Source organism: Alteribacillus persepolensis (assembly GCF_900099605.1).
Lineage (GTDB): Bacteria > Bacillota > Bacilli > Bacillales > Marinococcaceae > Alteribacillus > Alteribacillus persepolensis.
In genome coordinates, this window is sequence record NZ_FNDK01000010.1 from 77385 (window position 1) to 103309 (window position 25925).

Consider the following 25925-nt stretch of genomic DNA (forward strand, 5'->3'; position numbering starts at 1 on the left):
GAAGGGACACAGGGAATAAGGAGAGTTTTGTTGTGGGAAAACATGTTCATTTGAAAGAAACAGGGCGCAGCATGGATAATGTCATTCATAACAATGAACAAAATAATCAAATCATGTTTTGTTTACTGGCGTTGATTTTCACCTCCTTAATGTATATTACTTTAATATACATAAGTTGTATCATATATCACTTTAATACACACGGAGTAATGCATGATGTCTTAAGTTTTAAATTTGCGTTATCCGAAAGAATTATTGAAGCGTATTGATGAATTTAAAGAGAAAAAGGGCTTTACAACCCGTACTCAAACTATTATTTACCTCATTCGATATGCGCTTGAATAGTTGGACAATCGAGATGACAGGTAAGCCATCCCTTGTCCGAAGGCGATTCATTCCCCTGCTTTACACTTCGTAGGAAGTGAGGGGGAGTCTCACCTAAAAAAGATAAAAGCAGCCGATACTTGGAGGAAGAAAGGAAGTGCCAGTTGATGTAAAAATTATTGCTTTATTAGTTGAACCTTCCCGTACGTCACCCTTTAAAATGATAACGAAATGATGGTAAAGGGGACGATACTTATGGACAGAACAAGAAAAGAAACATTTGCCGTTCAATTCATGCTGGGTGTTTCTATTATTCTAGGCTTTATTCCACCGTTGATTATGTATATATTCACGAGGCAACAGAATCGGTTTTATCGTGAATCGAGCCGCAGAGCATTAAATTTTCACCTAACCATCTTTCCGTTCTTTGCGATAACGTATGTTCTCCCTTCTTCTTATGTATATCTAGCTTTTATTGTATTACTTGTTGAAGTGATTGTTATCGTCTATGCGATGATTCGGATTGCTATGAAGAAAGCGTACCGCTATCCGGCCGTTCCTTTTATTCGTGAAATAAAACACTAAAAAGAGGTGCTCTTATGACCAATAACCTTCAGACTATTGGCGAATTAGCCCGAAAAACGGGAGAAACGATTCGAACTCTCAGGTATTATGATGAAATTGGTTTGTTAAAGCCGACACAATATAAAGATGGGGGACACAGACTGTATGGTGATGCTGCTCTTCATCGGTTACAGGAGATACAGTCGCTGAAGTTTATTGGCTTTTCACTTAAAGACATTGCTGATATATTGAAACAACAGTACACACCTAAAAATCAGCTTCATGAGGCCATTACGATAAAAAAAGAGAAGTTAATCCAGCAAATGAATGACATCGAGCGAACGATTCAGCAGCTTGATCATATGACATCCATCATGGGAGAAGAGGATGTTATTGACATAAGAGTTTTCTGTTTTATCATTCACTCCTTTGTTTGGGAGCATGAGCACAATCAAGAATATTTACTGAAACATAAATATACCATTCCTGCTGTGGAACGTCGTCGGCTTGACCAACAATATTATCAATTATTTACGGCCTTGAAAAAATTGGCTGCTGATGGTGCCTCGCCTTCAGATTCTCGATGTCTGGGGATAATGGAGGATATTTTGCTGCTGCATAAAAAATTGATTGCTGCACTGGATGAAGAAACTTGGCAAGCATTGAAACAAGAAGCAGGCTCATCCAACATTCTAAGTCCTTTGGCTGCACAGGAATGGAATTTTTTTGAGAACGTTTATATAGAATACCGAAAATGTCTAACGAACGTGTAAATGTTGTGATAAGGTATACGAGAAACAATCACCCTCCTGAGATTAAAGCTGTAATAGAAGTGCAGGGGAGGGTTGTTTTTGTTTTTAATGGATGATGATGTTTGAGTAAATGTTGATTGATTTTAAGCAGCCATTGACGTGAAGTTAAGGCGGATGTCATTTTTTAAGTTATCTAATAGAGTAGAAACACCATGACTCCGGAAGAACAATACCGGAGTCATTTCATGATACAAACGGTGAGATTTGCTAAACACATAGAGCGGTTGATACAGGATCAGAACGTTGTGTTCAAGTGTAAGCACGCGGCAGGATGAAGTTTACCTCGTTTTGTACATTCATTCTGTCAGAAAAAAGCGGCAGTGATGTTGAAAATATTATTATTCTCTTATTTAGGAGGAGAGCCACTGGTATACGTCCACACCGTATAAAATAAGAATTCCCATTGCGATTCCCCACAGTAAAATGCTGATTGTCTGCCAGATAATGATGTTTCGCTGCCCGGATCTGGCCAAAAGACAAACAATGGCGCTAATATGGTTAGAGCCTATGATTGGTCCAGCTAACGATAATCCCGGCACCCCATATTTATTAAAATATTGCTGGGCTTTTTGCATACGCCGATTTATAAAGGAACCATTGGACTTTTTACGCTTGGAAATAACAGAGGTAATGAAAGATGAAAAGAAAAGCAAGAGTACAATAGACAGCCAATTACCAATTAAACCTAATAAAACGGTTGGAACAAACGGTAAATCAACCACTAATCCTATAGGAATAGCAACAAATGCCTCAATAAAGGGAATAAAGCCCAGCACAAATATAGCTGCAAGCTGGTAAACGATGTGTACTCCCTGAATCCACTGATAAATTTCTTCCATAACCGACATTCTCCTTTGCTCATTTTGCTGTGATGCTGCTTTTTATGACGATAAGGTTAATGTAAAGGATGACGTAAGGGAAGATTCAAGAGCGAGAGATAAAATAACGTAGTGAAAAAGTGAACAATGATAAAGCAATTTGGTACCTTTTAAAAAATTTCTTATTTTTGGTTTTTTACCACTTTTGTCCAATTTACGATATCCAAAAAAGAATCATACAATCAGGACGGGGATGTCTCAAAAGGGTCGTTTACGATGTGGAAATTTATCTAGCTACTGGAATATGCGAGAATCCTGCGGGAAAAGCGAAAGTGTGAAGATCCCTCAATGAGCGATTTTTGCTCACGAGGAGGCTGAACTGCCGCCCACAGAAAGCGAGTATAATTCCAGTTATTTTACCAAAAAAATTGATTGATAGGACAACCCCTGTTTTTTTGTACACAGCAAGAAGAAACTGCTTCGTTTCATTAGAAAATTGCTATTTTTAAAAACGATAGGGAGGGCTGCTCGTGAAAAAGTTTTTTCTAGGAATGGAAAGTGAACTATATATCATAGAAGAGACAGCAAAAGGGTATGTTGGCACATCTCATTTAGAAGGTACGCAGCCTGTACGCGTGGCCGTCGACCCTCAAAACCAAGACCGTATATATTGTGCGACATATGGCCACGGGCTGTGGAAGAGTGAAGATGGGGGAGCGCATTGGAAGGCAATTGGCAAAGTATCTCCCTATCATGAAGCGCCGGCAGGTGACGGCATTCGTTCGGCTCATTTGACATTTGTGGCTGTTCATCCATATAGAAAACGAAATGGAAATTCTGTTGTGTATGCGGGGACTGAACCAGCCGCTCTTTATTGCTCGGAAGACAATGGTGAACACTGGAAGGAGTTTAAAGATATTCAGACTCTTCCTTCTAAAAACAATTGGCAGTTTCCACCGCGCCCTTATACCCATCATATTCGCTGGGTAACTCCTAGCTATGCTGATGAAAATAAGCTTGGTGTATCAGTTGAATTTGGGGCATTTATCCGGACGGAAGACCATGGAGCAACCTGGCAGGACCGTCCGTTTCAAAGTCCGTTAGATACTCATGTTCTGCTTGCTCATCCTCACGCACCTGGACGTTTGTATGCAGCATGTGGAGATGGACTGATATCCCAAGGAAATTCGTATGCCGAAAGTAACGACGATGGGGAGACGTGGGAATATAAAAGCGAAGGATTAGAAGCACACCCTTATCTGTATAACATGACTTTGCATCCGGAAGATTCGAATGATCGCTTGGCAGCTGCTTCTAAACATGCACGCGAAGCGCACCATTCTTCGCTTTACTCAACGATATATCGGAAACAAGGCAGCGAACCTTGGCGGGAATTATCGGAAGGACTGCCGTGTGAAGGTGCCTTTATTCATGTATTAGCCGCAGATCCCATCGAGGCGGGAACGTTCTATGCAATGAATAACTATGGGCTTTATCAATGGAAAAAAGGCACGTCTAAGTGGAAGAAAATAGAAGTGAACTGGAAAGAAAAGTTTTTAAACGAACATCCTTCTGCTCTTGTTATAAGGGGATAGCACGTTACTATGCAGACAATAAAAGCGTATTGAAAGTGTCTCTCTTGATTTCTTCACCATTATGTCAAAACATATAAGACCAGCAATAAGACAAGAGCTTATAAGCTCTTGTCTTATCGTTCAAGAAACCCTAAAATTTCACCATCAGCCGACCTGATTGTTAAGCCTTCCACGCTTTCTTCAAAAGTAGTATCTGATGTGGAATCAAATTGTCCTTCCTTCAGTGCATCACTCATAAACCTTGGCTTCACTGCCCGGTATTTGTTATCTGTCGTATAGACGATTCTGCCGTTAAACACGGTTAAGTCGTGATAAGCATCTAAAAAGATGAGGCCGGTACCGTGACCCGTCAAATCCTCATAGGATCTGCCGTTAACCAATTTCGTTCCGATAAATCCTGCTACTTCCTCACCATTGATGGAGTCAACAAACTCTTCGGTTTGATCATTTTTTTTGTAGATAAAACTATCCATTATATAATACATGGTATCGTTGATGAAATACCAATGTTGTGGAGCGTTCTCTTGAACCAATGCAAAGGTTCCTTCCTGAAAAGAATATAAGTTATCCTTGCCAGATTCATGGACCGAAACGTAGATGCTGTCCCCGACAACTTGCATCGCATCATTGAACGTACCGCCTTCTTTTGTGTAACTGGCAACTTGTTTAAAGTCACCGTTCTGCCTTTCATAAGCGACAAGTTTATCTCCTTCTGCTCCGTATGTTAAACCGTCTTTCACGACATATTTACCGTAGTCTCCAGCAATCGGCTCGGGCGGTGTTCTTTCAGCGTCCTCATCTAAAGCGCGGTGAAGAAATGTAACAAATTGAGCTCTTGATGTAGACTCTGAAGGGGCGAAAGTACCGTCGCCTTTACCGCCTGTAATACCGCTGTTGGCAAGTGCGCTAATGTCAGCGAAATTCCAGTAATACGGTTGAATGTCTGTAAAGAAATAATCTTTGTTTTCTTCAAGGTCCAGTGCTCGGTTCATAAGCGTGGCCATTTGCGCCCGTGTCAGCGGTTCATACGGTCTGAAATGCCCATTAGATCCTCGTAAAATCCCTGTTTCGTCCATAATGTCCACAACGTCCATGTCATGGAAGTCATCAGGAAGATCTTTAAAGTCAGGCGTTTTTGTGTCCTGTCTTTCTAATCCAAGTGCATTTACGAGCATAGAAGCTGCCTGAATGCGTAAGACTGGTTTATTCGGGCGGAATGTACCGTCGGGATAGCCGCCCATCACACCTTGTTCTGCCAGCTCTTCAATTTCATCTTTTGCCCAAAAGTCCTCTGCTACATCAGAAAAGGAGGCAGCGGAGGCAGTGGCAGGGACAGCGAGTACCCCTGCTGCCATCAATGTACTTATCAGCTTTTTCATGATTATCCCCCTTATGTAAATTACCAATATTATACTATTATACTATGAAGGGCAATTCTTTGAAACTGCGATTTTATAACATCGCAATGAAAAGAGTGAAACAGCAGAGAAAGTGACAAGCAGAACAGCTTTCAGACAGAAAAGGATGTACCCGCTTCTTTGTCGATTAAAATAAAGAAGCGGGTATGGCATATACATATTCATGCACCTATGTGCTGGGTAAAGCGCGGGATAACCATTCTGACATGCAGGATAACAAGTACCGCAACATAACAAAACACAATAAAACCATTTCTGCACAAATAAATGCATTGTTAAAAATCAAACAGCCTTCTTGCTGTTCAATCCGTTTTACATCAAGCGAGCAAGCAAGTACACAAAACCATGATTCATAGATTTCGCATGGTGTGTGGTGAAAAAATTCTCCCTCTGATTGCCATTTTTTTAGAAACGCACTTGCCATTTGGGGCGTTTTTTTGGGGAGAAAAAACTATTTCTATTTTTTCTTCCTTCTATTCTATTTTCACAGATAAGATTGGCAGCGTCCGTCGTTGTTACGTTGTCCGATTGAGCTTGATGAAGTACGTCCAACAGTGTATGATAAATAGTTTTTGTTTTTTGAAGAACGCGTTGTTGATTAGGGCCGTATAGTTCATCCGACACTTGAATGACTCCGCCGCTGTTTACCATGTAATCTGGTGCGTATAGTATGCCTTTTTCCTTCAACAAAGCAGCACAACTGTCATCAGAAAGCTGATTGTTTGCAGCTCCAGCAATCGCCTTTACTTTTAGTTGTTCAATGGTTTTAGGGTTGACGGTTCCTCCAACAGCACATGGAACAAACACATCTGCGTCCACTTGGTAAATGTCGTCCCCTGTGACAGCTGTTACGTGATGTCCTTTCTTTTCTCCTAGTTCAACTATCTGGTTAACCAGCCCAGCATCGATATCGGTTACATATAGATTAGCTCCTTCATGTAACAAATGCTCTGCCACTTTAAACCCAACTTTTCCCAATCCTTGAATAGAGAACGATTTACCGGATACATTTTCATCTTCCCACAATAACCTGGCCACTGCTTTGATGCTGTACAAGACACCAAGTGCTGTCGGAATCGATGTTTCACCCCCGCCGTTATACTCTTTTGGCAAACCTGCGATACAACCTGTTTCCATAGAAGCATGAACAAAATCTTCTAACGTAGTGCCCATGTCTGTTCCGGTATAGAACCTGCCATTTAATGATTCGATAAACTGCCCGTATGCACGGAACAATTCCGGGGTTTTATCTTTGGCTGGGTCCCCGATGATAACCCCTTTCGCCCCTCCAAAATTTATATCAGCGGCAGCATTTTTATATGTCATTCCCTTGGATAATTTCAACGCATCTTCCAGCGCATCGTCAACTGTCTCGTATTCTCTCATTCTAGTACCGCCAAGTCCTGGTCCGAGCGTGGTGTCATGGATTGCAATAATTGCTTTTAATCCGGTTGCTGGATCATTACAAAATAATACTTGTTCATGTTCTTGTATCTTTTCGAACAAATCCCATTGTGCAGGTGTACTATATGTTTTTTCCTCTACTAGCAGTGATTGATTCATTATTTCTCTTCCTCCTCGACAAATCATAAAATGTGTGGTGTGAAACCGTGTACTCATAGGTGGTTCCTTACGCGATAAACAGCGGCGCCGGCATAACCATTCTTTTTTACGTTTGGTTTTACGTGTTAATAGGCATGAAGGCAAAGACTGCGGCATGACGTGTCATAGAAATAGAGATGAAGCGTTTTCAGTATTGCGTTTAGTGAAAGCTTTTATTTTCATGGGTGGAACAAGAAGATGGGGCAGTCTCTAGATGCTTCATGATACTGAGATAGAGATCTTTTGCGGTACTGCTCGTAACGTTTTTTCCGTTAACAAGTGAAAAGGGCTGTTCAATGCATTGACCGCAAAAGTTTAGACACTGATTTTCTAAAATATCGACTTGAGAAAGTCTTTTTACATGACTTTTTAGCTCATGTAATTCTCTTTCAAAATTATTTGGACAAAATTTCACGGTATGTTTCAGTTTCGACACTCCTTTCTGTGTGTTGTGTGTTTGTGTAGTGATTATAGTGACAGACAGAAATAGGCACAAGCGTGCAAGTGAAAGCAAAAACGCTTTGCAGTAGTAAAGTTTTGTTTTTTTTGTTTGAAGAATTTTCTCCCATTCCCGCATATAACAAAGATTCTTTATTCAGTTGAAGTGTTTATGTATTAACGTGAGTGTTTGCGGCCTTTTAATTTCTATAATACGATTCCAAATACAAGATGATTAAATTTTCAGTCAGTTAATAAAGGGGAGGTTTTTTTATGAATCAACATGCATCGAAAGCAGAAGAGAAACATACAAAGGACATATTTCCTGTAGAAAATTTTCACCACTTGGAATTATATGTTGGAAACGCCAAACAGGCAGCTTATTATTTTTCCAAAGCATTCGGATTTGAAGCAAAAGCCTATCGAGGCCTGGAAACAGGATGTCGAGACAGAGTTTCATATGTTCTGCAGCAAGGAGCTATTCATTTGGTTATTACGGGGTCTCTTACAGAAGACAGTGATATTTCTTCGTTTGTAAAGTTACATGGAGAAGGTGTCAAAGATATCGCATTAAAAGTCACGGATGTGGACGAAGCCTATTATGGATCTGTGAAACGAGGCGGAGTGGGACTAAAAGAACCTTGGACGGAACAAGACGAAAATGGTGTGGTGAAAAAAGCCATTATCGGAACATACGGGGATACGGTTCACACGTTAATTGAACACGTTGATTATAAGGGAAGTTTTTTACCAGGATTTCAACCTTATGAAAATCCTTTTCCATCGGTGTCGACAGGAATTGTCGGTTTTGATCACGTCGTGGGAAATGTAGAGGTAATGGATGAGTGGACGACGTACTACGAAAAAGTATTTGGGTTTAATGTGTTAAGGCATTTTAACGACGATGATATCTCTACCGAATATTCAGCGTTGATGTCGAAAGTAATGACCAATGGTACAGGACGTATTAAGTTCCCCATTAATGAGCCTGCTGAAGGGAAGCGGAAGTCGCAAATTGAAGAATATTTAGAATTTAATAATGGTCCAGGTGTTCAACATCTAGCTTTACTGACCAATGACATTATTTCAACGGTTCGTGCGTTAAGAGAAAATGGTGTCGAATTTCTCAGCACACCAGATACGTACTATGAAGAACTCACAAGCAGAGTAGGAAACATTGATGAAGATGTAAAGAAGCTGCAAGAACTGGGGATTTTAGTGGACCGGGATGATGAAGGGTACTTGCTGCAAATCTTTACAAAGCCTATTGTCGATCGGCCGACGGTATTTATTGAAATCATCCAGCGTAAAGGGGCGAGAGGGTTTGGAGAAGGGAACTTTAAAGCCCTGTTTGAATCGATCGAACGCGAACAAGAGCGGCGCGGCAATATTTAATGTCGCTCAGCAAAAGACAGGAGGGAGAAACTTACATGGAAGAAAGACACACGTTAGAGAGAACGGATACAGCAAACGCGAGTGTTCATTCCTATTTATCACACGTAATTGATTATGCCGGCCTGTTTCCGCCAGCTCAATTACCATTAGAGCCAGCTGTTCACAACTATGCCTCTTACTTGTCATGCGATGATTCGTGGATGCTGGGACGTTTTATCATTCCTGCATTTCGATTGAATGAGCTTTACTCTTATGTTTCGCTTTTTTCCAAAGAAAAACCTTTGACGATATCAGCTGTCGGACAGAAGAGTGAAGATGAAGAGAAATATAAAGAATTATTATATACCGATCTAGCAAGAGTCCGCACGTTTTGTGAGGATCACAAAGGGGTGGCGGGCGCTGAAGTATTTGAGGCGCCCCTCCCTGCTTCTCCCCCAAGCAGCGATTTGCTTCAAACCATTGCGGAAGCGACAAAAAAGCATGGTTTAGACACATTTTGTGAAGTGACGATCTCTCTTAAACAGCCGGATTGGGAGAATCAGATGCTTAAAACCCTTGATGAAATAGCGGCACACAATCTCAAGGGAGGACCGAAGCTTGGGATGAAGCTGCGTATGGGGGGCGTAACATCTGATGCTTTTCCATCACCAGAGCAGGTGGCAGCTGTACTTGCAGGGACAGGTGAACGGGGGATTCCTGTGAAATTTACAGCAGGTCTGCATCATCCCATTCGAATGTTCCGAAATGAAGCAGACACCCGCATGCATGGTTTCTTGAATGTTTTTACTGCTGGGATGCTAGTTCGCAGTCATGGTTTAGATGTTTCCACAGCAGCCCGTATTCTTGCCGATGAAAATCCAAACCATTTTTCTTTTACAAAGGACGGATTGCAGTGGCAGGATTACATGCTCTCCGTTTCCGATATATTGCTCATGCGTAAAACATCGCTTCGCTCTTTTGGAAGCTGCAGTTTTAATGAGCCTCGTGAAGATTTGCGGGCATTAGGTATTCTCTAAGAAGGAAAGGAGCCAAAGGGATACGATGAAATCATTTATACACACAGACCCACAATCACATTTTCCCATCCAAAACCTGCCCTACGGTGTGTTTCGGCCCATTCATGGCGGCAGCCCCCGAATTGGTGCAGCGATAGGAGAGTATGTGTTAGATTTGTCCGTTATAGATAAAGCTGGAAAGTTATCAGGAACAGGCGCAGAGGGAAAAGGAGTATTTCAGCAGCCTTCACTGAACATGTTTATGAGTCTGGGGCGCGGCACGTGGAAGAGAGTACGTTCACAAATTCAGGATTTGTTAAAAGAAGAAGAACCTGAACTGCGGGACAACCAAACTCTTCGGGAAGCTTCGTTGCTGCACCGCCGGGATGTTGAAATGCTTTTGCCAGCACAAATAGGGGATTACACGGATTTCTACGCATCAAAAGAACATGCTTCGAATGTTGGAACCATGTTTCGTGGAAAAGAAAATGCACTGATGCCAAATTGGACTCATATTCCGATTGGCTATCATGGAAGATCCAGCTCTGTTGTATTAAGCGGTACGGATGTTTACCGCCCTCAAGGACAGAAGAAGCCGCCGGAACAAGAAGTTCCTGTGTTTGGCCCAAGTAAACGGCTGGATATTGAACTGGAAATGGGATGGTTTATAGGACCTGGCAATGAACGAGGCAAGCCAATTTCGATTGCTGATGCCGAAGATCACATTTTCGGTTTGGTGTTGGTGAATGATTGGAGTGCACGGGATATACAGGCGTGGGAGTACCAGCCGCTCGGGCCGTTTTTATCAAAAAGCTTTGCGACGTCTATTTCGCCTTGGGTCGTGCCATTTGAAGCTTTGGAGCCGTTCCGCACTGATGGTCCCGCTCAAGATCCTGAGCCGCTGCCTTATCTCCAACAAGATGGAGCTGGCTCTTTTGATATTGAACTAGAGGTATATTTAAAAGGAAAGGAAATGGAAAAGCCTCAAAACATTGTCTCGACGAATTTTAAGTACCTGTATTGGAGCATGGCTCAGCAGATTAGTCACCATACAGTGGCTGGGTGCAATTTGCGTCCTGGAGACTTGCACGCATCTGGAACTATTAGCGGACCTGAAAAACAACAGCGCGGCAGCCTGCTGGAGTTGACATGGGCAGGGAAAGACCCCATTCAGATGAGTAATGGCGAGGAAAGAGTATGGTTAGAAGACGAAGATGAGATTACAATGACTGGCTGGTGTCAAGGAGACGGCTACCGGATTGGGTTTGGCGAAGTGACTGGGCGTATTCTGCCTTCTATAGATTACTCTTCCTAACAATGAGAGAAGGAGGTTTTGTTCATGCCGTTTTATAAAAAAATGGGAGAAGTTCCTCGAAAAAGACATACGATCTTTCGGAAAGAAGATGGTTCGCTATATCGCGAACAAGTGATGGGAACCAAAGGGTTTTCAGGTATTCAGTCAATTTTATATCACCACAGCCCTCCAACAAGCATTACGAAATCCGAATTGTTACAGGACTGCAGAGTGCAGTATGAAAACCAAGCGGACCTTTCTCATCGGCATTTTCACTCACACGAATATACAGAAGGCAGCGATGCTGTTATGGGCAGACAGTATTTACTGGGAAATGAAGATGTCTTAATTGGTGTTGTAAACCCTTCAAAACCGATGGACTTTTTCTATCGAAATGGGGATGGCGATGAGGTGTTGTTTGTTCATTATGGTTCGGGAAAGGTAGAATCCACGTTTGGAACTCTTCATTATAAGCCAGGGGATTATATTGTCATTCCGATTGGCACTATCTATCGCGTGATACCGGATACCGGCGAGTCAAAATTTTTAGTGATAGAAACAAATAGCTGGATTACCACACCGAAACGTTACCGTAATGAGCATGGACAGCTTCTTGAACATAGTCCATTTTGTGAGCGGGATTTTCACGGGCCAGAAAAATTAGAAACCCACGTGGATCATCGTGAATACGAAGTGAGGACGAAATCTAGAGGATTCATGCACTCACATACTTACAATCACCACCCGTTAGACGTTGTTGGATGGGACGGATATCTTTTCCCTTACACTTTTAATGTAGATGATTTTGAACCGATTACTGGACGCATTCATATGCCGCCGCCTATTCATCAAACCTTTGAAGCGAACAATTTTGTCATTTGTTCTTTTGTTCCGCGTCTGTATGATTATCATCCAGATGCTGTTCCAACTCCTTATTTTCACAGCAACGTTGACAGTGATGAAGTTCTCTATTACGTTGAAGGGAATTTTATGAGCCGAAAAGGGATAAATGAAGGGTCGCTGACGCTGCATCCGTCCGGCATTCCTCATGGACCTCATCCGGGCAAGATTGAAGCAAGCATTGGCAAAAAAGAGACAGCTGAATTAGCTGTGATGATTGACACATTTCGACCGCTTCGTGTGGTTAAACAAGCGCGCAGGTTTGAAGATCCGGAATACAAATACAGCTGGGTGTAAGGTCAAAAAGCATCAAAAGGCTGAACAAACAATGATGAACATGGAGAAGACACAAATAAAACATGGGACCGGGATTATAAATAAGTTATCCCGGTTCTGGCATCAACACGGGAGAAATGATGTCATGACAGTAACATTTGCGGAGCAGAAAATGGCTGCAGGAAAGGGAAGAAATCAATGACAAATACAGCCGTAAAAAAAGTATTTTAAGCGTTTTGCATGAAGAGAAGCTCACTGCGTTAAACATTTCTTTGGGTGCGAAAAAAGATATCGTTGCGGTGGAAACAGCCCGAGAATGGGATGAAGATGTGAATTGGCCAGACTACAATAAGACGTTCAGTTATGAAACACGATTGGCTGAAGAAACAAAACGTTTCGGAAAAGAAGAAAGCTTGTCATTATTTCGAAAGTATGAATTGGAGGAATATCTGCTGGATATTATTGATTCTATGAAACAAAGCAGACACATGGGATTAGAATACTTATACTTTCGAGATAAAGGTATAGCTTTTATTCATTTTAAGCATACTAACCGGCTTGGCATAAGTAATGGTTATCACGCTGTCCGTATGGGAGGAATCAGAAGACATGATCCTCATACAGAGGAGCATGCAGTAATGACAGACGGTTTAAATTTGTCACGAGCAATGAGCTATAAAAACGCCGCAGCGCAAATTCCGTTTGGAGGATCCAAGTTCATTGTCATATCAGATGAGATTTCTGTGGATGATAAAGAATCTCTTGGGTTTTTGGCTTACTGTATTGATAGAAGCCGGTCCTTTACTGGTCCTGATATGGGGTTTACGCCTGCGCATGCCGATGCGATTCGAAAAGAGTTCACACAAAACATGACAAATGGTAATGACAGCAATATCGGCCCAACAGCCGTGCCCACAGCTGAAGGAACATTTTCTGCGCTGCAAGAAGCTGCAAAGGTGAAGTGGGGATCTGAAAATCTAGAAAATAAAACAGCGGCTATTCAAGGATTAGGAGCCGTAGGGAAGTGTTTAGCTGAGCTGCTGCTGGATGCCGGGGCTTCGCTAATCGTAACAGAAGCTGACTCCACTGTGCTGGAACAATTTCTTGAACAGAACGAAGGAAAGCCCATTCAGGTGGAGTCAGGTGATATTCGATTCGTTGAGGCGGATATTTTTTGTCCGTGTGCTATTGGCGGTATTATAACAGCGGGCATTATTCCACAGCTAACGTTTGATATTGTGATGGGAGCAGCTAACAATCAATTAAAAGCAATCTCTGCGGAACAGGAAATACAACTGGCAGAAAAGCTTGAAAAACACGGAATCTTGTTTCAAGTGGAATGGATGCACAATACAGCCGGCGTGATTGCAGGATGTGAAGAAGGCATTCATCAGGGAAATGCTTCGTTAGATAGAGTGAGAAGACATAGCTTACAAGTATGCAGGGAAGGGACAAAAAGAAATTTATATGAAAGCCGGCAGCGCGGAATAACACCGACAGAGAATGCTTACGTAAATGCACAGCATGAAATATTTTGGCAGCGAAGATTGGATTGAAATAAATGGTCTCATTTTTTAAGAAAAATAGAAAATGACAACGTGGTGGCATAACAGGCTGGCCTTTTTTCGTCGGTCTAGTCTGTTTTGTTTCTTTTCATCTTTTTGTAAACGCATACAATAAGTTTTGGAGGTTAAATATGAAATATCGCAGCCCTTCTTTTTTTATGTCTATATGCTTGATTCTTGTCATTACCACCGTATTAGGAGTCAGCATTTTACGTTTTGAAACGTCGCCGCAAGTTCCGATTGTCATTGCCGCTATCATTGTAGCAGTATATGGCTATACACTTGGTTATAAATGGAAAGATTTAGAGAAAGCAATGGTGAAAGGTATATCAGCAGGGATACCCCCAATTTTAATATTATGCATGATTGGGATTATTATTGGGATATGGACGATGAACGGCACTGTTCCAACGATGGCTTATTATGGATTAAATCTGTTATCTCCTCAGTTTTTCCTTGTTTCGTCGGTCATTCTTTGTATTATTGTTTCTGTCATGACAGGAAGCTCTTGGAGTGCAATAAGTACAATAGGAGTTGCATTAATGGGAGTTTCTTACGGAATGGATATTTCTCCGGCGATGACAGCTGGAGCTATTGTTTGCGGGGCAGTATTTGGGGACAAGCTTTCTCCGCTTTCTGATACAACCAATCTAGCGTCTGCAATAGGAAAGGTTGACATTTTTGAGCACATTCGCCACATGTTATGGACGACTATCCCGGCTCTAATCATTACATTAGGTATTTTTACAGTCATTGGTTTTAACTCACAGCTCGTTAATCCGGCAGGAAGCCAGATTGAAGAAATGATTCAGACGCTGCATGCCAATTTCTCGATTACAATGATTACATTACTGTCTCCTCTTACCATCGTTGTGATGGCCTTAAAGAAATTCCCGCCGATACCGACATTAGTAGTCAGTTTATGTATTGCAGTGTTAACCTCTTTTTACACCGTATCAGAAGTCTCGCTCAGTGAATTAATGGCAACTGCTCAAAATGGATATGCAGCTGATACTGGGGTTGCATCTATTGACAGTCTCTTGTCAATTGGCGGCTTATCCAACATGATGTTTGGGGTATCCATTATTTTAATGGCACTGGCATTTGGTGGTCTTGTTCAGCAGATAGGGTTTCAACAAGCTGTCATTGAAGGGATTGCTCGTTTTTTAAAGCGAAAAGGAAATGTTATTTTAACTACGGTATTATCTTGCATTGGCGTGAATGTTACAATTGGAGAAGCATATTTATCCGTTGTTTTACCTGGACAGATGCTTGAATCAACATATCAACAAGCTGGTCTTCATCGAAAAAATTTATCAAGAACACTTGAAGATGCGGGAACAGTCGTTCATCCCATTATTCCGTGGGGTGTGTCGGGAGCATTTATTATGACTACACTAAATATTGGCATGGAATATATACTATTTTCTTTTATATGTTTTATTACACCTGTTATTGCGATTATTTACGGATATACTGGTTTTTCACTGGTGCATACGGAGGTAAACCCAGTACAGCTGGAGAAGTGGGAAGAACAGGAAGAAAATTTATCGAAACCGGCGAACATATCATCTTAATATTTCAAATAATTTGCTATTTTTTAATGGAGTGCAGGGAATCAGGCTGGAATAATTAAACAAATGATTCCATGATGTTTCTTAAACAAAGGTTCTAGTGACTTTTTTGTGATGACACTGCCGGCGGACGTTTGTCGCAAAGCATGGCCTTATTTTTTAAAAGCTGACAGACAGCTAGCCTCGCGTGGTGTTTGGCTGCTGTGTCCGCAGGCGTTGCCATCTGTTAAACATTCATGTGTGTGTAAAAGTGCATAGAACCCAGCCTGAATAAAAAGTGTAAGAGGGAGAGTCAGATGAATACAGAGAAAAGGATAAGGGACCAGGAACAATTTTTTAAAGCAGTGCTGTCATTAAAAAATGTTGAAGAGACTGTTGATTTTTTTGAAGATTTGTGCAGCATGAAGGAGCTAGAAGCGTTTATACAACGGTTTGTCGTAGCAGAAAGGCTGCTGCAAGGGGAAACATATGAAACAATTCAATTAGAAACCAACGCGCGAACCAGCCTCATATTTCGGGTGAAGAAAAGTCTCGAGAGGGAAAATAGTTGTTTAAGAAAAGTGTTAGAGCGGCTGGGAGAAGAGGAAGTGCATCATTAACGTATAACAAAGACAGAATGTGTCTATAGCGGCAGCCCTGTGATCTTGTTATGTAAGAACATCACAGGGCCTTTCTTCCGCTTTGTCATTTTTCATTCAGGACATAGCTTACCATAGCGGACGCCTGGCAAAACGGGTAAGAAAGAAGTGAGTGAATGGGCGGGGGACAACAAGCTGATATACTAGGGGAAGGCGGGAAAACAGTGGATATTATCTCTTTGTTAATGGGAGTCGGTGTCGTATTTTTCTTGATTTTTATCCTTGCTGTTATTGCGTCCAAGAAGTAATAATCCATCAAACATCCGGATGGAAGGAGGAGGAAGATGGAAACGAAAAAAGCGTGTAATGTGGTAAAAAAGCATATTGATGAATGGGATGCGATGAATTTGTTAGCCGGTGGCGCTCCACTGGATGAATATGATATAGAAACGAAACAAATTGTCGAGGCCTTGCCTGAGATAAAACATTTCTCTGAATTAGCGGAGAAAATAAAAGAAATATTTGATAACATGTTTGACGAGGAACATAACAATGATGATTGTCTCCACGTGGCTCACTGCATTTGGATGGAACTTAGGAGGGAAGAGGACTCTGTTTTCTTTAGCGAATGAGCACGTGACTTCAGCGAAGGAGAGGGTTTTGCCTCTTCTAAAGATAAAAACAACTGTCTGAAGGCTGGTTGTCTTAGACCGTTGCGGAGCCGCGTGATGCATTGATGAAAAGAAGACAGCTGGCTGACCGGCGTCTCATTCGTTTTTCTTGACACAATCCTTTTCTATGGTGTGAACAGCCATACAATACTTAGTCATCACCTCTCATGACAGAACTTTTGTTTCAAAAGAAAGAAAAGCCCTTTTTCCATTTGCCGGTAAAGGGGCTTTAAAGCGAGAATCTTTATATGATCGACGTTGTATGAAAGAGGAATGGTCACGTATCAATGGAAGAATACTCATTCTGCTGCTTTTTTTGATGTGACTTCAATCGATTTGATTTGGTGTCCTTCAACGTCTATTGCCTGAAACTGATAGCTGCCATATTCAATCGTCGTCCCGGTTGTCGCTTCTACATGCTGGGCAAGGAACCAGCCGCCAATTGTATCGAGCTCGTCGTCATCAATATTTGTACCAAGCAGTTCGTTTGTTTCCGAAATAAGAAGTTTGCCGTTTAGAATGATAGTATCTGCATCTGTTTGTTGAAACATTGGCTTTTCATCAATGTCTAGTTCATCTTGAATTTCACCGAAAACTTCTTCGATAATGTCTTCGACCGTAATTAAACCAGCGGTGCCGCCATATTCATCGACAACAATTGCCATGTAGCTATGTTCTTTTTGCATGTTTGTTAATACTTCATTCACAGGGGTATGTTCGGTTACATGCAAAATCGGTTTCGTATAACTTTTTAAGTTTTTCTCTTTTTGATGGAGAAAGTCATGAAAAAACTCTTTCGTATTAACAACCCCGGTAATAGAATCTTTGTCGCCGTCTGCGACTGGATACCTCGTGTACTTTTCCTGTCTTAGAATGTCGAGATTTTCCTTATACGTATAGTCGTTATAGATACACACCATTTCTGTTCTTGGGACCATCACTTCTTTAGCTACTCGTTCGTCAAATTCAAACACATTATTCAGATAGCTCATTTCAGACGCATTAATTTCGCCGCTTTCATAGCTGGTTGATAAAATGGAACGAACTTCGTCTTCCGAATAAACTTCTCCGCTTTCTGTTGCAGGCGGCAATCCAAAAAAGCTCACCAATACGCGGGCAGCACCGTTTAACAGCCAAATAAACGGATACATCACTTTATAAAAAAGAACTAACAAAGGAGACAGCAATAAGCTGACTGCCTCTGTTTTTTGAATCGAGAACGATTTTGGGGCAAGTTCGCCGATGACAACGTGCAAAAACGTGATGATGCCAAAAGCAATAATAAAAGAGATTGTGGATACGAGTGCATCAGAAAGGCCGAGAGAGCCGATGACTGGATGAAGAAGGTGAGCAACTGCCGGCTCACCAAGCCACCCGATGCCAAGCGCTGTCACGGTAATTCCTAACTGACAGGCAGCTAAATAGCCATCTAAGTTGCTGGTTACTTTATCTACTGCTTTAGCCCCTGGTTTTCCTTGTTCTACTAACGTTTCCACGCGAGACTTTCTCATTTTAACGATCGCGAATTCCGATGCAACAAAAAAAGCAGTAAGTGCAATGAGAACAGCGACCATAAACAGGCTGAGTATTTCCATCTTCATCCCTACACCGCATGTTCGGGTAAGGTTCTCACCTCCAAATAAGAAAAGTTGATCGTCTGTGATGCAGCTTTGTCTTATTCAACGAACAGCATCCTGTTACTGGACTTACAAAGAGAGGTGCTGGTTTCTGCACAGCGGGCAGGGCGGACCTGCCTTTAGCAGAAGGGCACCACGAGCAACGACTTCTGTTTATTAAAGTGTTCCCATTTAACAGGAGGTTAAGAAGTATTTTTCAAAATAAAAAAGAAATGGGATATAAGCGATGGAAATTATCAGAACGAATCCTAGTTTTTAGGATGTCGAAAAAGTCTCGTGTATGCAAACTTTTCCTGGCTGTGGAACCCGGCAAGCATCAGATGGTATCAAAGGCAGTCTACGCGTCGTCAGCTGTCTCGTTTGTGTTTTGTTCCGGCATTCCCGGCTTCTGTTCTTTGGTCCACGTGCTTGTCGCAGGGATTTTGGACAAATCGGCCCGATATGCATATTCTCTTGCAATGTCGGTGACTTCTTGTAATAAGCCATTACTTAAAGTTATTGGCTCCAGCCCTTTTGATAGGAAAAGGTTATTTTCTACATGCAGTTCATTTTCTGCCGCTTCTTTTCGCGGGTTTGTCACATAAGCAATGTCTCCGTCTGTCATTTCGCTGACAAGCTCGGCCAAATCTTTGACGCGGTGAGTTTCTGTCATTTGGTTAAAAATCATGACGCGCTCGTCACGTGCCGGCGGGTTTTCAATCGCCAGCTGAATACAGCGCACGGTATCTTGGATGTGAATAAACGCACGTGTCTGACCGCCTGTACCGTGGACAGTAATAGGGTAACCTACTGCTGCTTGCATTAAAAAGCGGTTCAAGACGGTTCCATAATCGCCGTCATAATCGAAACGATTAATAAGCCTGTCATCGAGCTTTGTCTCTTTCGTATTGGTTCCCCAAACGATTCCTTGGTGAAGGTCTGTGATTCGTACATTGTCATTTTTGTTGTAGTAGAAAAACAACAATTGATCTTGTGACTTGGTCATGTGATAAATAGAACCTGGGTTCGTTGGATAAAGAATTTCTTGTTCGATTCTTTCACCCTGTTCTGTTTTTACTTCTACATTCAGATATCCCTCAGGAATTTTCATCCCAGCTGTGCCATAACCGTATACGCCCATTGTTCCGAGGTGGACAAGATGAATATCCCGGCCGGATTCTACAATCGCGCATAAAACGTTATGGGTCGCATTAATGTTATTATTGACTGTATAGCGCTTATGTTGCGGTGATTTCATCGAATAAGGTGCGGCGCGCTGTTCTGCAAAGTGTACGATAACGTCAGGCTGTTCTTCGTTGATGACTTGCAGCAATTTTTCATATTCATCTGCGATATCGATATTGCAGAATCGAATTTTCTTTCCTGACACTTCTTCCCATGCTTGTAACCTGGTGCCCATTGGCTGAATAGGAGTTAATGATTCAGCTTCTAGTTCGTTATCAATATTTCGTCTTGATAAATTGTCAATAATCGTTACATCATGTCCGACATTGGATAAGTGAAGAGAAGTGGGCCAGCCACAAAATCCGTCTCCACCCAATACGATAATTTTCTTATGTGATTCTGATTGATTATTTTTCCAATCCAAAGTATCACCTTTCATTTTTTATATTAGGAAAGAAAATGCAGGCACCTTTTATTCATGAACATATTGTAACAAAGTATAAGTGTAAACTGGATATATGTCTATTATAAGTCAAGGCTTCCTGCTCATTCTCCCAATAGTCATTATACCGCTCATTTCTACTTTATGAATAGTAAAGTAACCAAACTATTGCCGTAAAAGCCCATGGAAGGAATACGATACAAAGAAGCAGGGCTGTGATCGTGGAAAAGAAGCAGCAAAAAACTAGTACTATATATAACAAATTTTCATGTTTGAAAAAAGTGGAAAAAGAACATTTTCAAAAGAAAAGCCAGCAGCCTGGCTGCATGAGAACTTGTAGAACAAGTCTGATATATTGGATAATGGTGAATACAAAAGGAAAACGAGGAGGAGTCATGGTGGAAGTGATGGTAATGGGTGTGCTGTTTTATATTGTTTTGTTTTTAGCCCTCATCGCATTTATTAATAATCGGATTCGTCCAATTCGTCAGAATAAGAAAAAAATCGAGGAGTTGGAAACGCGGATAGCTCAATTAGAACATGAACGAAAAAAATGATATATAAGCACGGCACTAAAAAGAAAGGCATATAAAGCCAAGAGAGGAAACGGTGAAAGCATTATTTCTAATGTTGTTGTTCTGAGCCTGATTTTTGCTTTTATTTAACGTTTAGTACGGGGAAGTGGGAATAGGTCTTTCTTCACAATATAACACGCCCTGTGGGGAGAAGCCTTCACAGAGCGTGTTTGTACGGCAGGAATATGTAACATGATGAAATGAAACTGCTGCTTTCTAAGGGATAATCGGTTTATCCTCCGGGAAACTTCTGTTTTCTTAACATTTCTTCAATGCCTTGGTAATAAGGTTTGCTGAAGAAAGTAGAGACAAATTCTGTCCACGTCCCAAAACGACTGTTGGTTGATCGTTCCTGAAGGTAGCGGGAATATGTGTCATTATACTGCTCTAAAAGCGGCTGTACGTTATGATTGTAGCGCTCTTCATGATAAACCGCTTCTTTTGGAAGACGCGGCTTTTGGCCGTCATCTCTTCCTGGATGTCCAATACAAAGGCCTGATACCGGAATGACGTATTCTGGCAGGTCCAACATATCGATAACATCAAGTGCTTGTTTGCGAATGCCGCCAATGGCCACTGTTCCAAGGCCAAATGATTCCGCTGCTGCAACAGCTGTACCAAGCGCAATGCCGACATCGGTGACGCTGACAATCAAGGAGTCGATGTCGTTTAGCGTTTCTAACGTTTTTCCTTCCATTTCACTCGCCACATATGTTCGATAAAAATCTGCACAGAAGATGAGGAAAACGGGTGCTTCCTCGATATGTTTTTGATTTCCGCACAGCTCTGCCAATTTCTTTTTACGTTTCTCATCCTTTACAGCGATAATGGAATACTGTTGGCCATTAATCCAGTTTGGAGAAGCTTGGACGGACTGAATAATCTCATTCAATTGTTCCTCATCGACTGCCTTGTCTTGATACGAACGAAAAGAGCGATGAGCCTGCAGTGATTCTATTACTTCATTCATCGTCTGAAACCTCCTATGCTGCCGGTGTTCAGTGGAATTATATCAGAACTTCTGGTTCAAAAGAAAATGGAGTGCTCGCCAGCTGTTGCAAAATAGAAAATGGTCCTGTGTCGTTTAGACCTGGTGACAGGAGGTTAGTATGTTATTTTGTGAAAAGGCAGACACCATTTCCACGGAAATAAAATTGCTTTGATATCTCTATGTGAAAATCTTTACATAAGAAGGAGTGATGCCGCATAAAAAGAAGTGGGGAAGGGCATACAAAATCATGTCGTGAAGGTCATGAAGCATGAACACACAACTTGAATGGCGCAGCGCATGGTTGAAAATGGATCACGGAAAAATCATGAACAAACAACGCCTTGAGGGAAAAAGAAACGAGGGGAAAGTATGTGGAAAAAAATCAAAAAATATTATTCCCCTGTGCTCGATGTATTAACATTTTTGATACTTATTTTGACGATTCTCTATGTAGTATATCATTATCGCTATCTGCCTGCTGAAATCCCGCGACACTTTAACTTTGCCGGCGAACCTGACGCTTGGAGCTCAAAGACGATGATCATAGGACTTGGTGTTCTCTATATCTTCATTATAGTGCAGTGTTTTATACTTAACTATTTTTTGATTATGCGGCCAAAAAATCCACAAAACGTGCTGCATGTTATCAATCTTCCGTTTATGAAGAAAGATGAACTTTCTAACCACCAGGCAATGGATATTCGAACACATACCGCAAGGATGATTGCTGTACTGAATCTGCTTGTCAGCATTTTGTTTAGTGCGATTCATTACGGAATGATTCAAACAGCATATGCAAATCAAGAAGGTCTTGGTATCGTCGTTCCCATCATCACAGTGATTCTTCTCCTTTTGCCGATTTTGTATATATGGAGAATCTATCGCGAAATAAAACACTGATACGTTGCATCGAAAGGACGTTTTCCTATACACAGGAAAGCGTCTTTTGCTGTTTTAAAAAAATTTCACAAAAAAACATTGCAATTTTTTGTGTGATGTCATAGTGTATTAATTAAGTAGTACACTAATACAATATGACAATGGAGGAAAAAGAATGAACAGTTGGAGTGCACTTATAAAGAAGGAGTTTAAGTTAACAAAGGACATTTTTTTTGTTGGTATTGCACTGATTTTTCTTGTCTGGGGTGGAACGTTTCTCATCGAACAGGCAGCAGATGCCAGTCAGGGAGTGATGTTAGCAGGGATGACTGCCGGTGTGTTCATGCACTTTTTGTATGTGCCGGTTTATTTGTTCATCAGCATGCAAAAAGAAATGAGCACGCTGCCTCTTTGGCTGCATAATCCCCAGCCGATGTATCGGTTGGTGTCAGCGAAAGTGGCAAGCGGTGTTCTTTGCATGATTGTCTCTTTACTCGTAAATGGTGTGATTGTTTTATTTTTAATCGGAACAACAGCGCCGCTTGTGGAATGGCCAAGTGTGTGGGAAACAACGCTGTTCAGCGGGATTGGCGGGACGATGCTGATTACGTATTCTCTCTATTTGTCTCTTTATATTTTGTTGTTTTTTGCGATTTATCTAGTGATTCGCAACATCTTCAACAAATGGACGTGGCTTGTCATGGTAGTTCTGTTTTTGGGGGTAAACTGGATCATTGGAAAAGTGTCTGATTCATCCATTTATGCGTTTTTAACGCAATGGGGAGAGTTTACAATCACCTTTCAAACGGGTGTGCTGTCTCAAATGGGAGACATGTTTCCAGCTCATTTCTATGCAGGTACTGCTGTGTTTCATGTTGTCGTGATGGTATTGGTATTTACTATATCAACGTTATTGATTGATAGAAAAGCTGAGGTGTAGATGGTGGCTGATTCTTTTGATACTTCAAAACCAATTTACAGGCAGCTCGCCGATCAGATGAGCTGGCGCATTATACGAGGAGAGTTAAAAACAGGTGAAAAACTGCCGTCTGTGCGTGAAACAGCAGTGGAGTTTGGCGTAAATCCGAATACGGTATCAAGAACATACAGCGAAATGGAGAGAGATGGTGTGGTAGAAACAAAACGCGGGCAAGGAACGTTTGTGACAGACAATCAAGCAGTTTTGGACGAATTAAGAGAAAGGATGAAACAACTGCACATTGAACAATTTGTGCGGGAAATGGAAGCGATGGGATTTTCGGCAGAAGACATGACAGCTGGTTTACAACAATATATAGAAAAGAGGGGGAGCATGCAATGATTTCAGTCAATCAAGTCAGCAAGCGTTATGGAACAAAAACAGCGTTGCAAGATGTATCGATAGACCTGCCTCCAGGCGGCATTACGGGTTTAGTCGGCGAGAATGGAAGCGGCAAGTCGACATTATTAAAAACGCTGGCCGGCCTTGTGCGGCCGTCAAGGGGTTCTGTTCAGATTGACGGGACCAGGGTGACGCGTCGTATTGCTTCGAAAGTTGCGTATTTATCGGAATTAGATGCGTATTACAGTTTTTATACCGTAGGAGATATGGTTAACTTTCAGGCTTCGCAATTCCGTGACTTTAACCGTGAAAAAGCTCAGGAAATGCTGGCCTTTATGAACCTTGATCCATCCGTAAAGCTAAAAACATTATCGAAAGGCAACCGCGGCCGGGTTAAAATCGTGTTGACGCTCTCACGAGATGCACCAGTCATTTTAATGGATGAGCCGCTTTCAGGATTAGACCCAATGGTGCGCGAGTCCATCGTGAAAAGCCTTATTTCTTTTATTGACGTCGACAAACAAACCGTCATCATTACGACACATGAAATCAAAGAGATGGAAGCGTTATTTGATCGAGTGATCGCCATCAAAGGCGGCAGAATTTTAGATGTGGCAGATACAGAAGACATCAGAGACCGGCAGGGGTTAAGCGTTGTAGAGTGGATGACACAGCACTATTCTCTGCCATCATAACAAGTGTGATAGTTTTCAGATATTCAAAAATGTTCCATGGTAGATGAAACAAATACGCTGCAGGGATGATGAAAAGATGAGTTGTGCCATAAAATATCTCGCCTTTTTCACGTTCATATTTTATGCCCTTGTGCCTGGCCATTATGGAGTAATACCAAGCTCGGATGCATGGCAGCCAATGATTGTCATAGCAGCCGATGAAAACAGCTATGACCGGCACGGGTTTACAGACGGCGACAACCATTCGTTTGCTTTGTTGCTTTGGGACTGGCCGCTATTTGTTTTCATTATCGTTTTCGGAGCTGCGTCTTTTTTCATCATCCCAACTTGGTATTACAAAAAAATATTATCAGCTCTTACTCCTATGTTTTATGGGGCTGATTATGTAATTCGTTCTTCCTCGTCTATCAACCAATGAATCTTTGAATGACAGGAGGGAGATCAATGATGTGGCTCCGATTTATTATGATAGGTGTATTTGCTTTTACAGCTATTAATCTCTTTGCGTACCAAGGGGTTGGAATAACTTATGCTATCACTGATTTAACAAAGAATAAATAAGCTGGAGAAAAAGTACCTGATACATCAGGAGGGGCTGTCTGTATAAAGGCAGTCCTTTTTATATGCAGTATTTGCGGGGGAGATAAAGTTGTTGGGGGTATCTTCTTACTAGGGGGCAGTTTGGGATTGCTTGCTGCGGACAGCGCTTCCTCTTTTCCCAAAGTTTTTCGCACCTTCGGAATTTTCAACTGCTGCTTAGTCCACAGGTGCCTCCCTTCATTGCTGTCAACGAGGAAACAGAGACATATCGCTTTGTGCAAATATCAATGTATTAGAAAATGGAACATATGGAGGCAAGGCAGGGTGTTTTTGGATAGATGAGAAAATGTCACCTTTTTTTCATACATGTTTTTCCGTGTTTGCCATTGATAAATTGGTTCTTTTTAACTATAATTTCTTGTGTGTTCACAAATATTCGACAATTTTAGAGGTGTCTTTTGTATGATTGGTCAAAGAATAATGCATTATCGCTATGTCCGTGATATGTCCCTGCAGGAATTGGCAAACAAGGCTGAAATGTCGCTTTTGTATTTGCAGAGAGTCGAACAAAACATCTACCCGTACTTATCTGTTCAATATGTAGAACGTGTTGCTGAAGTGCTTCAAATCCCTGTCGAGAATCTCATCAACACCCCCAGTCATGACACCTTAGAAAGTGAATGGATGGACGTGGTGATAGAAGCGATGGAATCCGGTATTTCAAAAGAATCCTTTCGACAATTTATTCAAGAAAACAAAGAAAAAAACAACGAGATATAAACTTCCGTCATCGAATAGAAAGGGGAGTTATGTGTTGGTAGTACCAGGTATTATCTATATGAGTGTATTTATTTTTATGATT

General features: G+C 41.5%; 27 protein-coding genes. 20 read left to right on the top strand and 7 right to left on the bottom strand.

Annotated features, from left to right (window positions below):
* Positions 1-32 precede the first annotated feature (32 nt).
* The 3 genes from BLT18_RS18200 (at position 33) to BLT18_RS09695 (ending at position 1661) form a co-directional block, all read left to right on the top strand.
* Positions 33-269 carry a hypothetical protein gene (locus BLT18_RS18200; protein ID WP_175487456.1) on the top strand — a complete coding sequence of 79 codons (237 nt, stop codon included), beginning with the start codon at positions 33-35 and terminating at the stop codon, positions 267-269.
* A gap of 310 nt (positions 270-579) precedes the next feature.
* On the top strand, positions 580-909 hold the full coding sequence (locus BLT18_RS09690) for a DUF4870 domain-containing protein (protein WP_091273454.1): 330 nt from the start codon (positions 580-582) through the stop codon (positions 907-909).
* A 14-nt stretch (positions 910-923) separates the two neighbouring features.
* Positions 924-1661, top strand: coding sequence for a MerR family transcriptional regulator (locus tag BLT18_RS09695; protein WP_091273456.1), 738 nt, complete (start codon positions 924-926; stop codon positions 1659-1661).
* A gap of 389 nt (positions 1662-2050) precedes the next feature.
* Here the strand turns inward: BLT18_RS09695 and BLT18_RS09700 are convergent, their stop codons facing one another.
* Entirely contained in the window at positions 2051-2539 is a 489-nt protein-coding gene (locus BLT18_RS09700) for a small multi-drug export protein (RefSeq protein ID WP_175487457.1), read from the bottom strand.
* Between the two features lie 509 nt (positions 2540-3048).
* On the opposite strand from BLT18_RS09700, the gene BLT18_RS09705 reads away from it, so the two are divergent.
* Positions 3049-4113: a beta propeller repeat protein gene (locus BLT18_RS09705; protein WP_091273460.1), complete on the top strand. Its 1065-nt coding sequence runs from the start codon at positions 3049-3051 to the stop codon at positions 4111-4113.
* Positions 4114-4226: 113 nt separating this feature from the next.
* Here the strand turns inward: BLT18_RS09705 and BLT18_RS09710 are convergent, their stop codons facing one another.
* From BLT18_RS09710 to BLT18_RS18780, 3 genes are all read right to left on the bottom strand, one after another.
* Positions 4227-5492 (bottom strand): S-layer homology domain-containing protein, encoded by a 1266-nt coding sequence (locus BLT18_RS09710; RefSeq protein ID WP_091273462.1) that lies wholly within the window; start codon positions 5490-5492, stop codon positions 4227-4229.
* A 444-nt stretch (positions 5493-5936) separates the two neighbouring features.
* On the bottom strand, positions 5937-7094 hold the full coding sequence (locus tag BLT18_RS09720) for a Glu/Leu/Phe/Val dehydrogenase dimerization domain-containing protein (protein ID WP_091273467.1): 1158 nt from the start codon (positions 7092-7094) through the stop codon (positions 5937-5939).
* Positions 7095-7293: 199 nt separating this feature from the next.
* The gene (locus tag BLT18_RS18780) at positions 7294-7710 is read right to left on the bottom strand and encodes a DUF1450 domain-containing protein (protein ID WP_091273471.1); all 417 of its coding nucleotides are present in this window, start codon (positions 7708-7710) and stop codon (positions 7294-7296) included.
* Positions 7711-7844: 134 nt separating this feature from the next.
* Here BLT18_RS18780 and hppD point away from each other — a divergent pair, with 134 nt between their 5' ends.
* From hppD to BLT18_RS09765, 9 genes are all read left to right on the top strand, one after another.
* A complete protein-coding gene (hppD, locus tag BLT18_RS09730; RefSeq protein WP_091273473.1) occupies positions 7845-8966 on the top strand; it encodes a 4-hydroxyphenylpyruvate dioxygenase in 1122 nt (373 codons plus the stop codon).
* A 35-nt stretch (positions 8967-9001) separates the two neighbouring features.
* The gene (locus tag BLT18_RS09735) at positions 9002-9982 is read left to right on the top strand and encodes a hypothetical protein (protein WP_091273475.1); all 981 of its coding nucleotides are present in this window, start codon (positions 9002-9004) and stop codon (positions 9980-9982) included.
* A gap of 25 nt (positions 9983-10007) precedes the next feature.
* Positions 10008-11276, top strand: a complete 1269-nt coding sequence (gene fahA / locus BLT18_RS09740) for a fumarylacetoacetase (protein ID WP_091273477.1) — start codon at positions 10008-10010, stop codon at positions 11274-11276.
* A gap of 24 nt (positions 11277-11300) precedes the next feature.
* Positions 11301-12452 (top strand): homogentisate 1,2-dioxygenase, encoded by a 1152-nt coding sequence (locus BLT18_RS09745; protein ID WP_091273480.1) that lies wholly within the window; start codon positions 11301-11303, stop codon positions 12450-12452.
* A gap of 137 nt (positions 12453-12589) precedes the next feature.
* A complete protein-coding gene (locus tag BLT18_RS09750) occupies positions 12590-13987 on the top strand; it encodes a Glu/Leu/Phe/Val dehydrogenase dimerization domain-containing protein (RefSeq protein WP_091273482.1) in 1398 nt (465 codons plus the stop codon).
* 140 nt (positions 13988-14127) lie between these two features.
* A complete protein-coding gene (nhaC, locus tag BLT18_RS09755) occupies positions 14128-15573 on the top strand; it encodes a Na+/H+ antiporter NhaC (protein ID WP_091273484.1) in 1446 nt (481 codons plus the stop codon).
* A gap of 293 nt (positions 15574-15866) precedes the next feature.
* Complete coding sequence (locus BLT18_RS09760; protein WP_091273486.1) at positions 15867-16169, top strand: YerC/YecD family TrpR-related protein; 303 nt, start codon at positions 15867-15869, stop codon at positions 16167-16169.
* Positions 16170-16324: 155 nt separating this feature from the next.
* Entirely contained in the window at positions 16325-16456 is a 132-nt protein-coding gene (locus tag BLT18_RS18670; protein ID WP_281242351.1) for a hypothetical protein, read from the top strand.
* Between the two features lie 36 nt (positions 16457-16492).
* On the top strand, positions 16493-16780 hold the full coding sequence (locus BLT18_RS09765) for a DUF1871 family protein (RefSeq protein ID WP_091273488.1): 288 nt from the start codon (positions 16493-16495) through the stop codon (positions 16778-16780).
* Positions 16781-17118: 338 nt separating this feature from the next.
* On the opposite strand, the gene BLT18_RS09770 is transcribed toward BLT18_RS09765, so the two are convergent.
* Both BLT18_RS09770 and BLT18_RS09775 read right to left on the bottom strand, forming a co-directional pair.
* Positions 17119-18414, bottom strand: coding sequence for a hemolysin family protein (locus BLT18_RS09770; RefSeq protein ID WP_091273542.1), 1296 nt, complete (start codon positions 18412-18414; stop codon positions 17119-17121).
* A gap of 379 nt (positions 18415-18793) precedes the next feature.
* Positions 18794-20044, bottom strand: a complete 1251-nt coding sequence (locus BLT18_RS09775; RefSeq protein WP_245705235.1) for an NAD-dependent epimerase/dehydratase family protein — start codon at positions 20042-20044, stop codon at positions 18794-18796.
* Positions 20045-20460: 416 nt separating this feature from the next.
* On the opposite strand from BLT18_RS09775, the gene BLT18_RS18210 reads away from it, so the two are divergent.
* Positions 20461-20619 carry a hypothetical protein gene (locus BLT18_RS18210; protein WP_175487459.1) on the top strand — a complete coding sequence of 53 codons (159 nt, stop codon included), beginning with the start codon at positions 20461-20463 and terminating at the stop codon, positions 20617-20619.
* A gap of 250 nt (positions 20620-20869) precedes the next feature.
* Here BLT18_RS18210 and BLT18_RS09785 read toward each other — a convergent pair whose 3' ends face one another.
* On the bottom strand, positions 20870-21607 hold the full coding sequence (locus tag BLT18_RS09785; protein WP_091273494.1) for an NADPH-dependent oxidoreductase: 738 nt from the start codon (positions 21605-21607) through the stop codon (positions 20870-20872).
* A gap of 390 nt (positions 21608-21997) precedes the next feature.
* Here BLT18_RS09785 and BLT18_RS09790 point away from each other — a divergent pair, with 390 nt between their 5' ends.
* The 6 genes from BLT18_RS09790 (at position 21998) to BLT18_RS09815 (ending at position 25843) form a co-directional block, all read left to right on the top strand.
* Positions 21998-22528, top strand: a complete 531-nt coding sequence (locus BLT18_RS09790; protein ID WP_091273496.1) for a DUF1648 domain-containing protein — start codon at positions 21998-22000, stop codon at positions 22526-22528.
* 154 nt (positions 22529-22682) lie between these two features.
* Entirely contained in the window at positions 22683-23447 is a 765-nt protein-coding gene (locus tag BLT18_RS09795; protein WP_091273498.1) for a hypothetical protein, read from the top strand.
* A gap of 3 nt (positions 23448-23450) precedes the next feature.
* Positions 23451-23828 (top strand): GntR family transcriptional regulator, encoded by a 378-nt coding sequence (locus BLT18_RS09800; RefSeq protein ID WP_091273543.1) that lies wholly within the window; start codon positions 23451-23453, stop codon positions 23826-23828.
* Positions 23825-24523, top strand: a complete 699-nt coding sequence (locus tag BLT18_RS09805) for an ABC transporter ATP-binding protein (RefSeq protein ID WP_091273499.1) — start codon at positions 23825-23827, stop codon at positions 24521-24523. The genes BLT18_RS09800 and BLT18_RS09805 overlap by 4 nt, the downstream gene beginning before the upstream one ends.
* A gap of 76 nt (positions 24524-24599) precedes the next feature.
* Positions 24600-24941 carry a hypothetical protein gene (locus tag BLT18_RS09810; RefSeq protein WP_091273501.1) on the top strand — a complete coding sequence of 114 codons (342 nt, stop codon included), beginning with the start codon at positions 24600-24602 and terminating at the stop codon, positions 24939-24941.
* Positions 24942-25525: 584 nt separating this feature from the next.
* Positions 25526-25843, top strand: coding sequence for a helix-turn-helix domain-containing protein (locus tag BLT18_RS09815; RefSeq protein WP_091273503.1), 318 nt, complete (start codon positions 25526-25528; stop codon positions 25841-25843).
* The last annotated feature ends 82 nt before the right edge of the window (positions 25844-25925 follow it).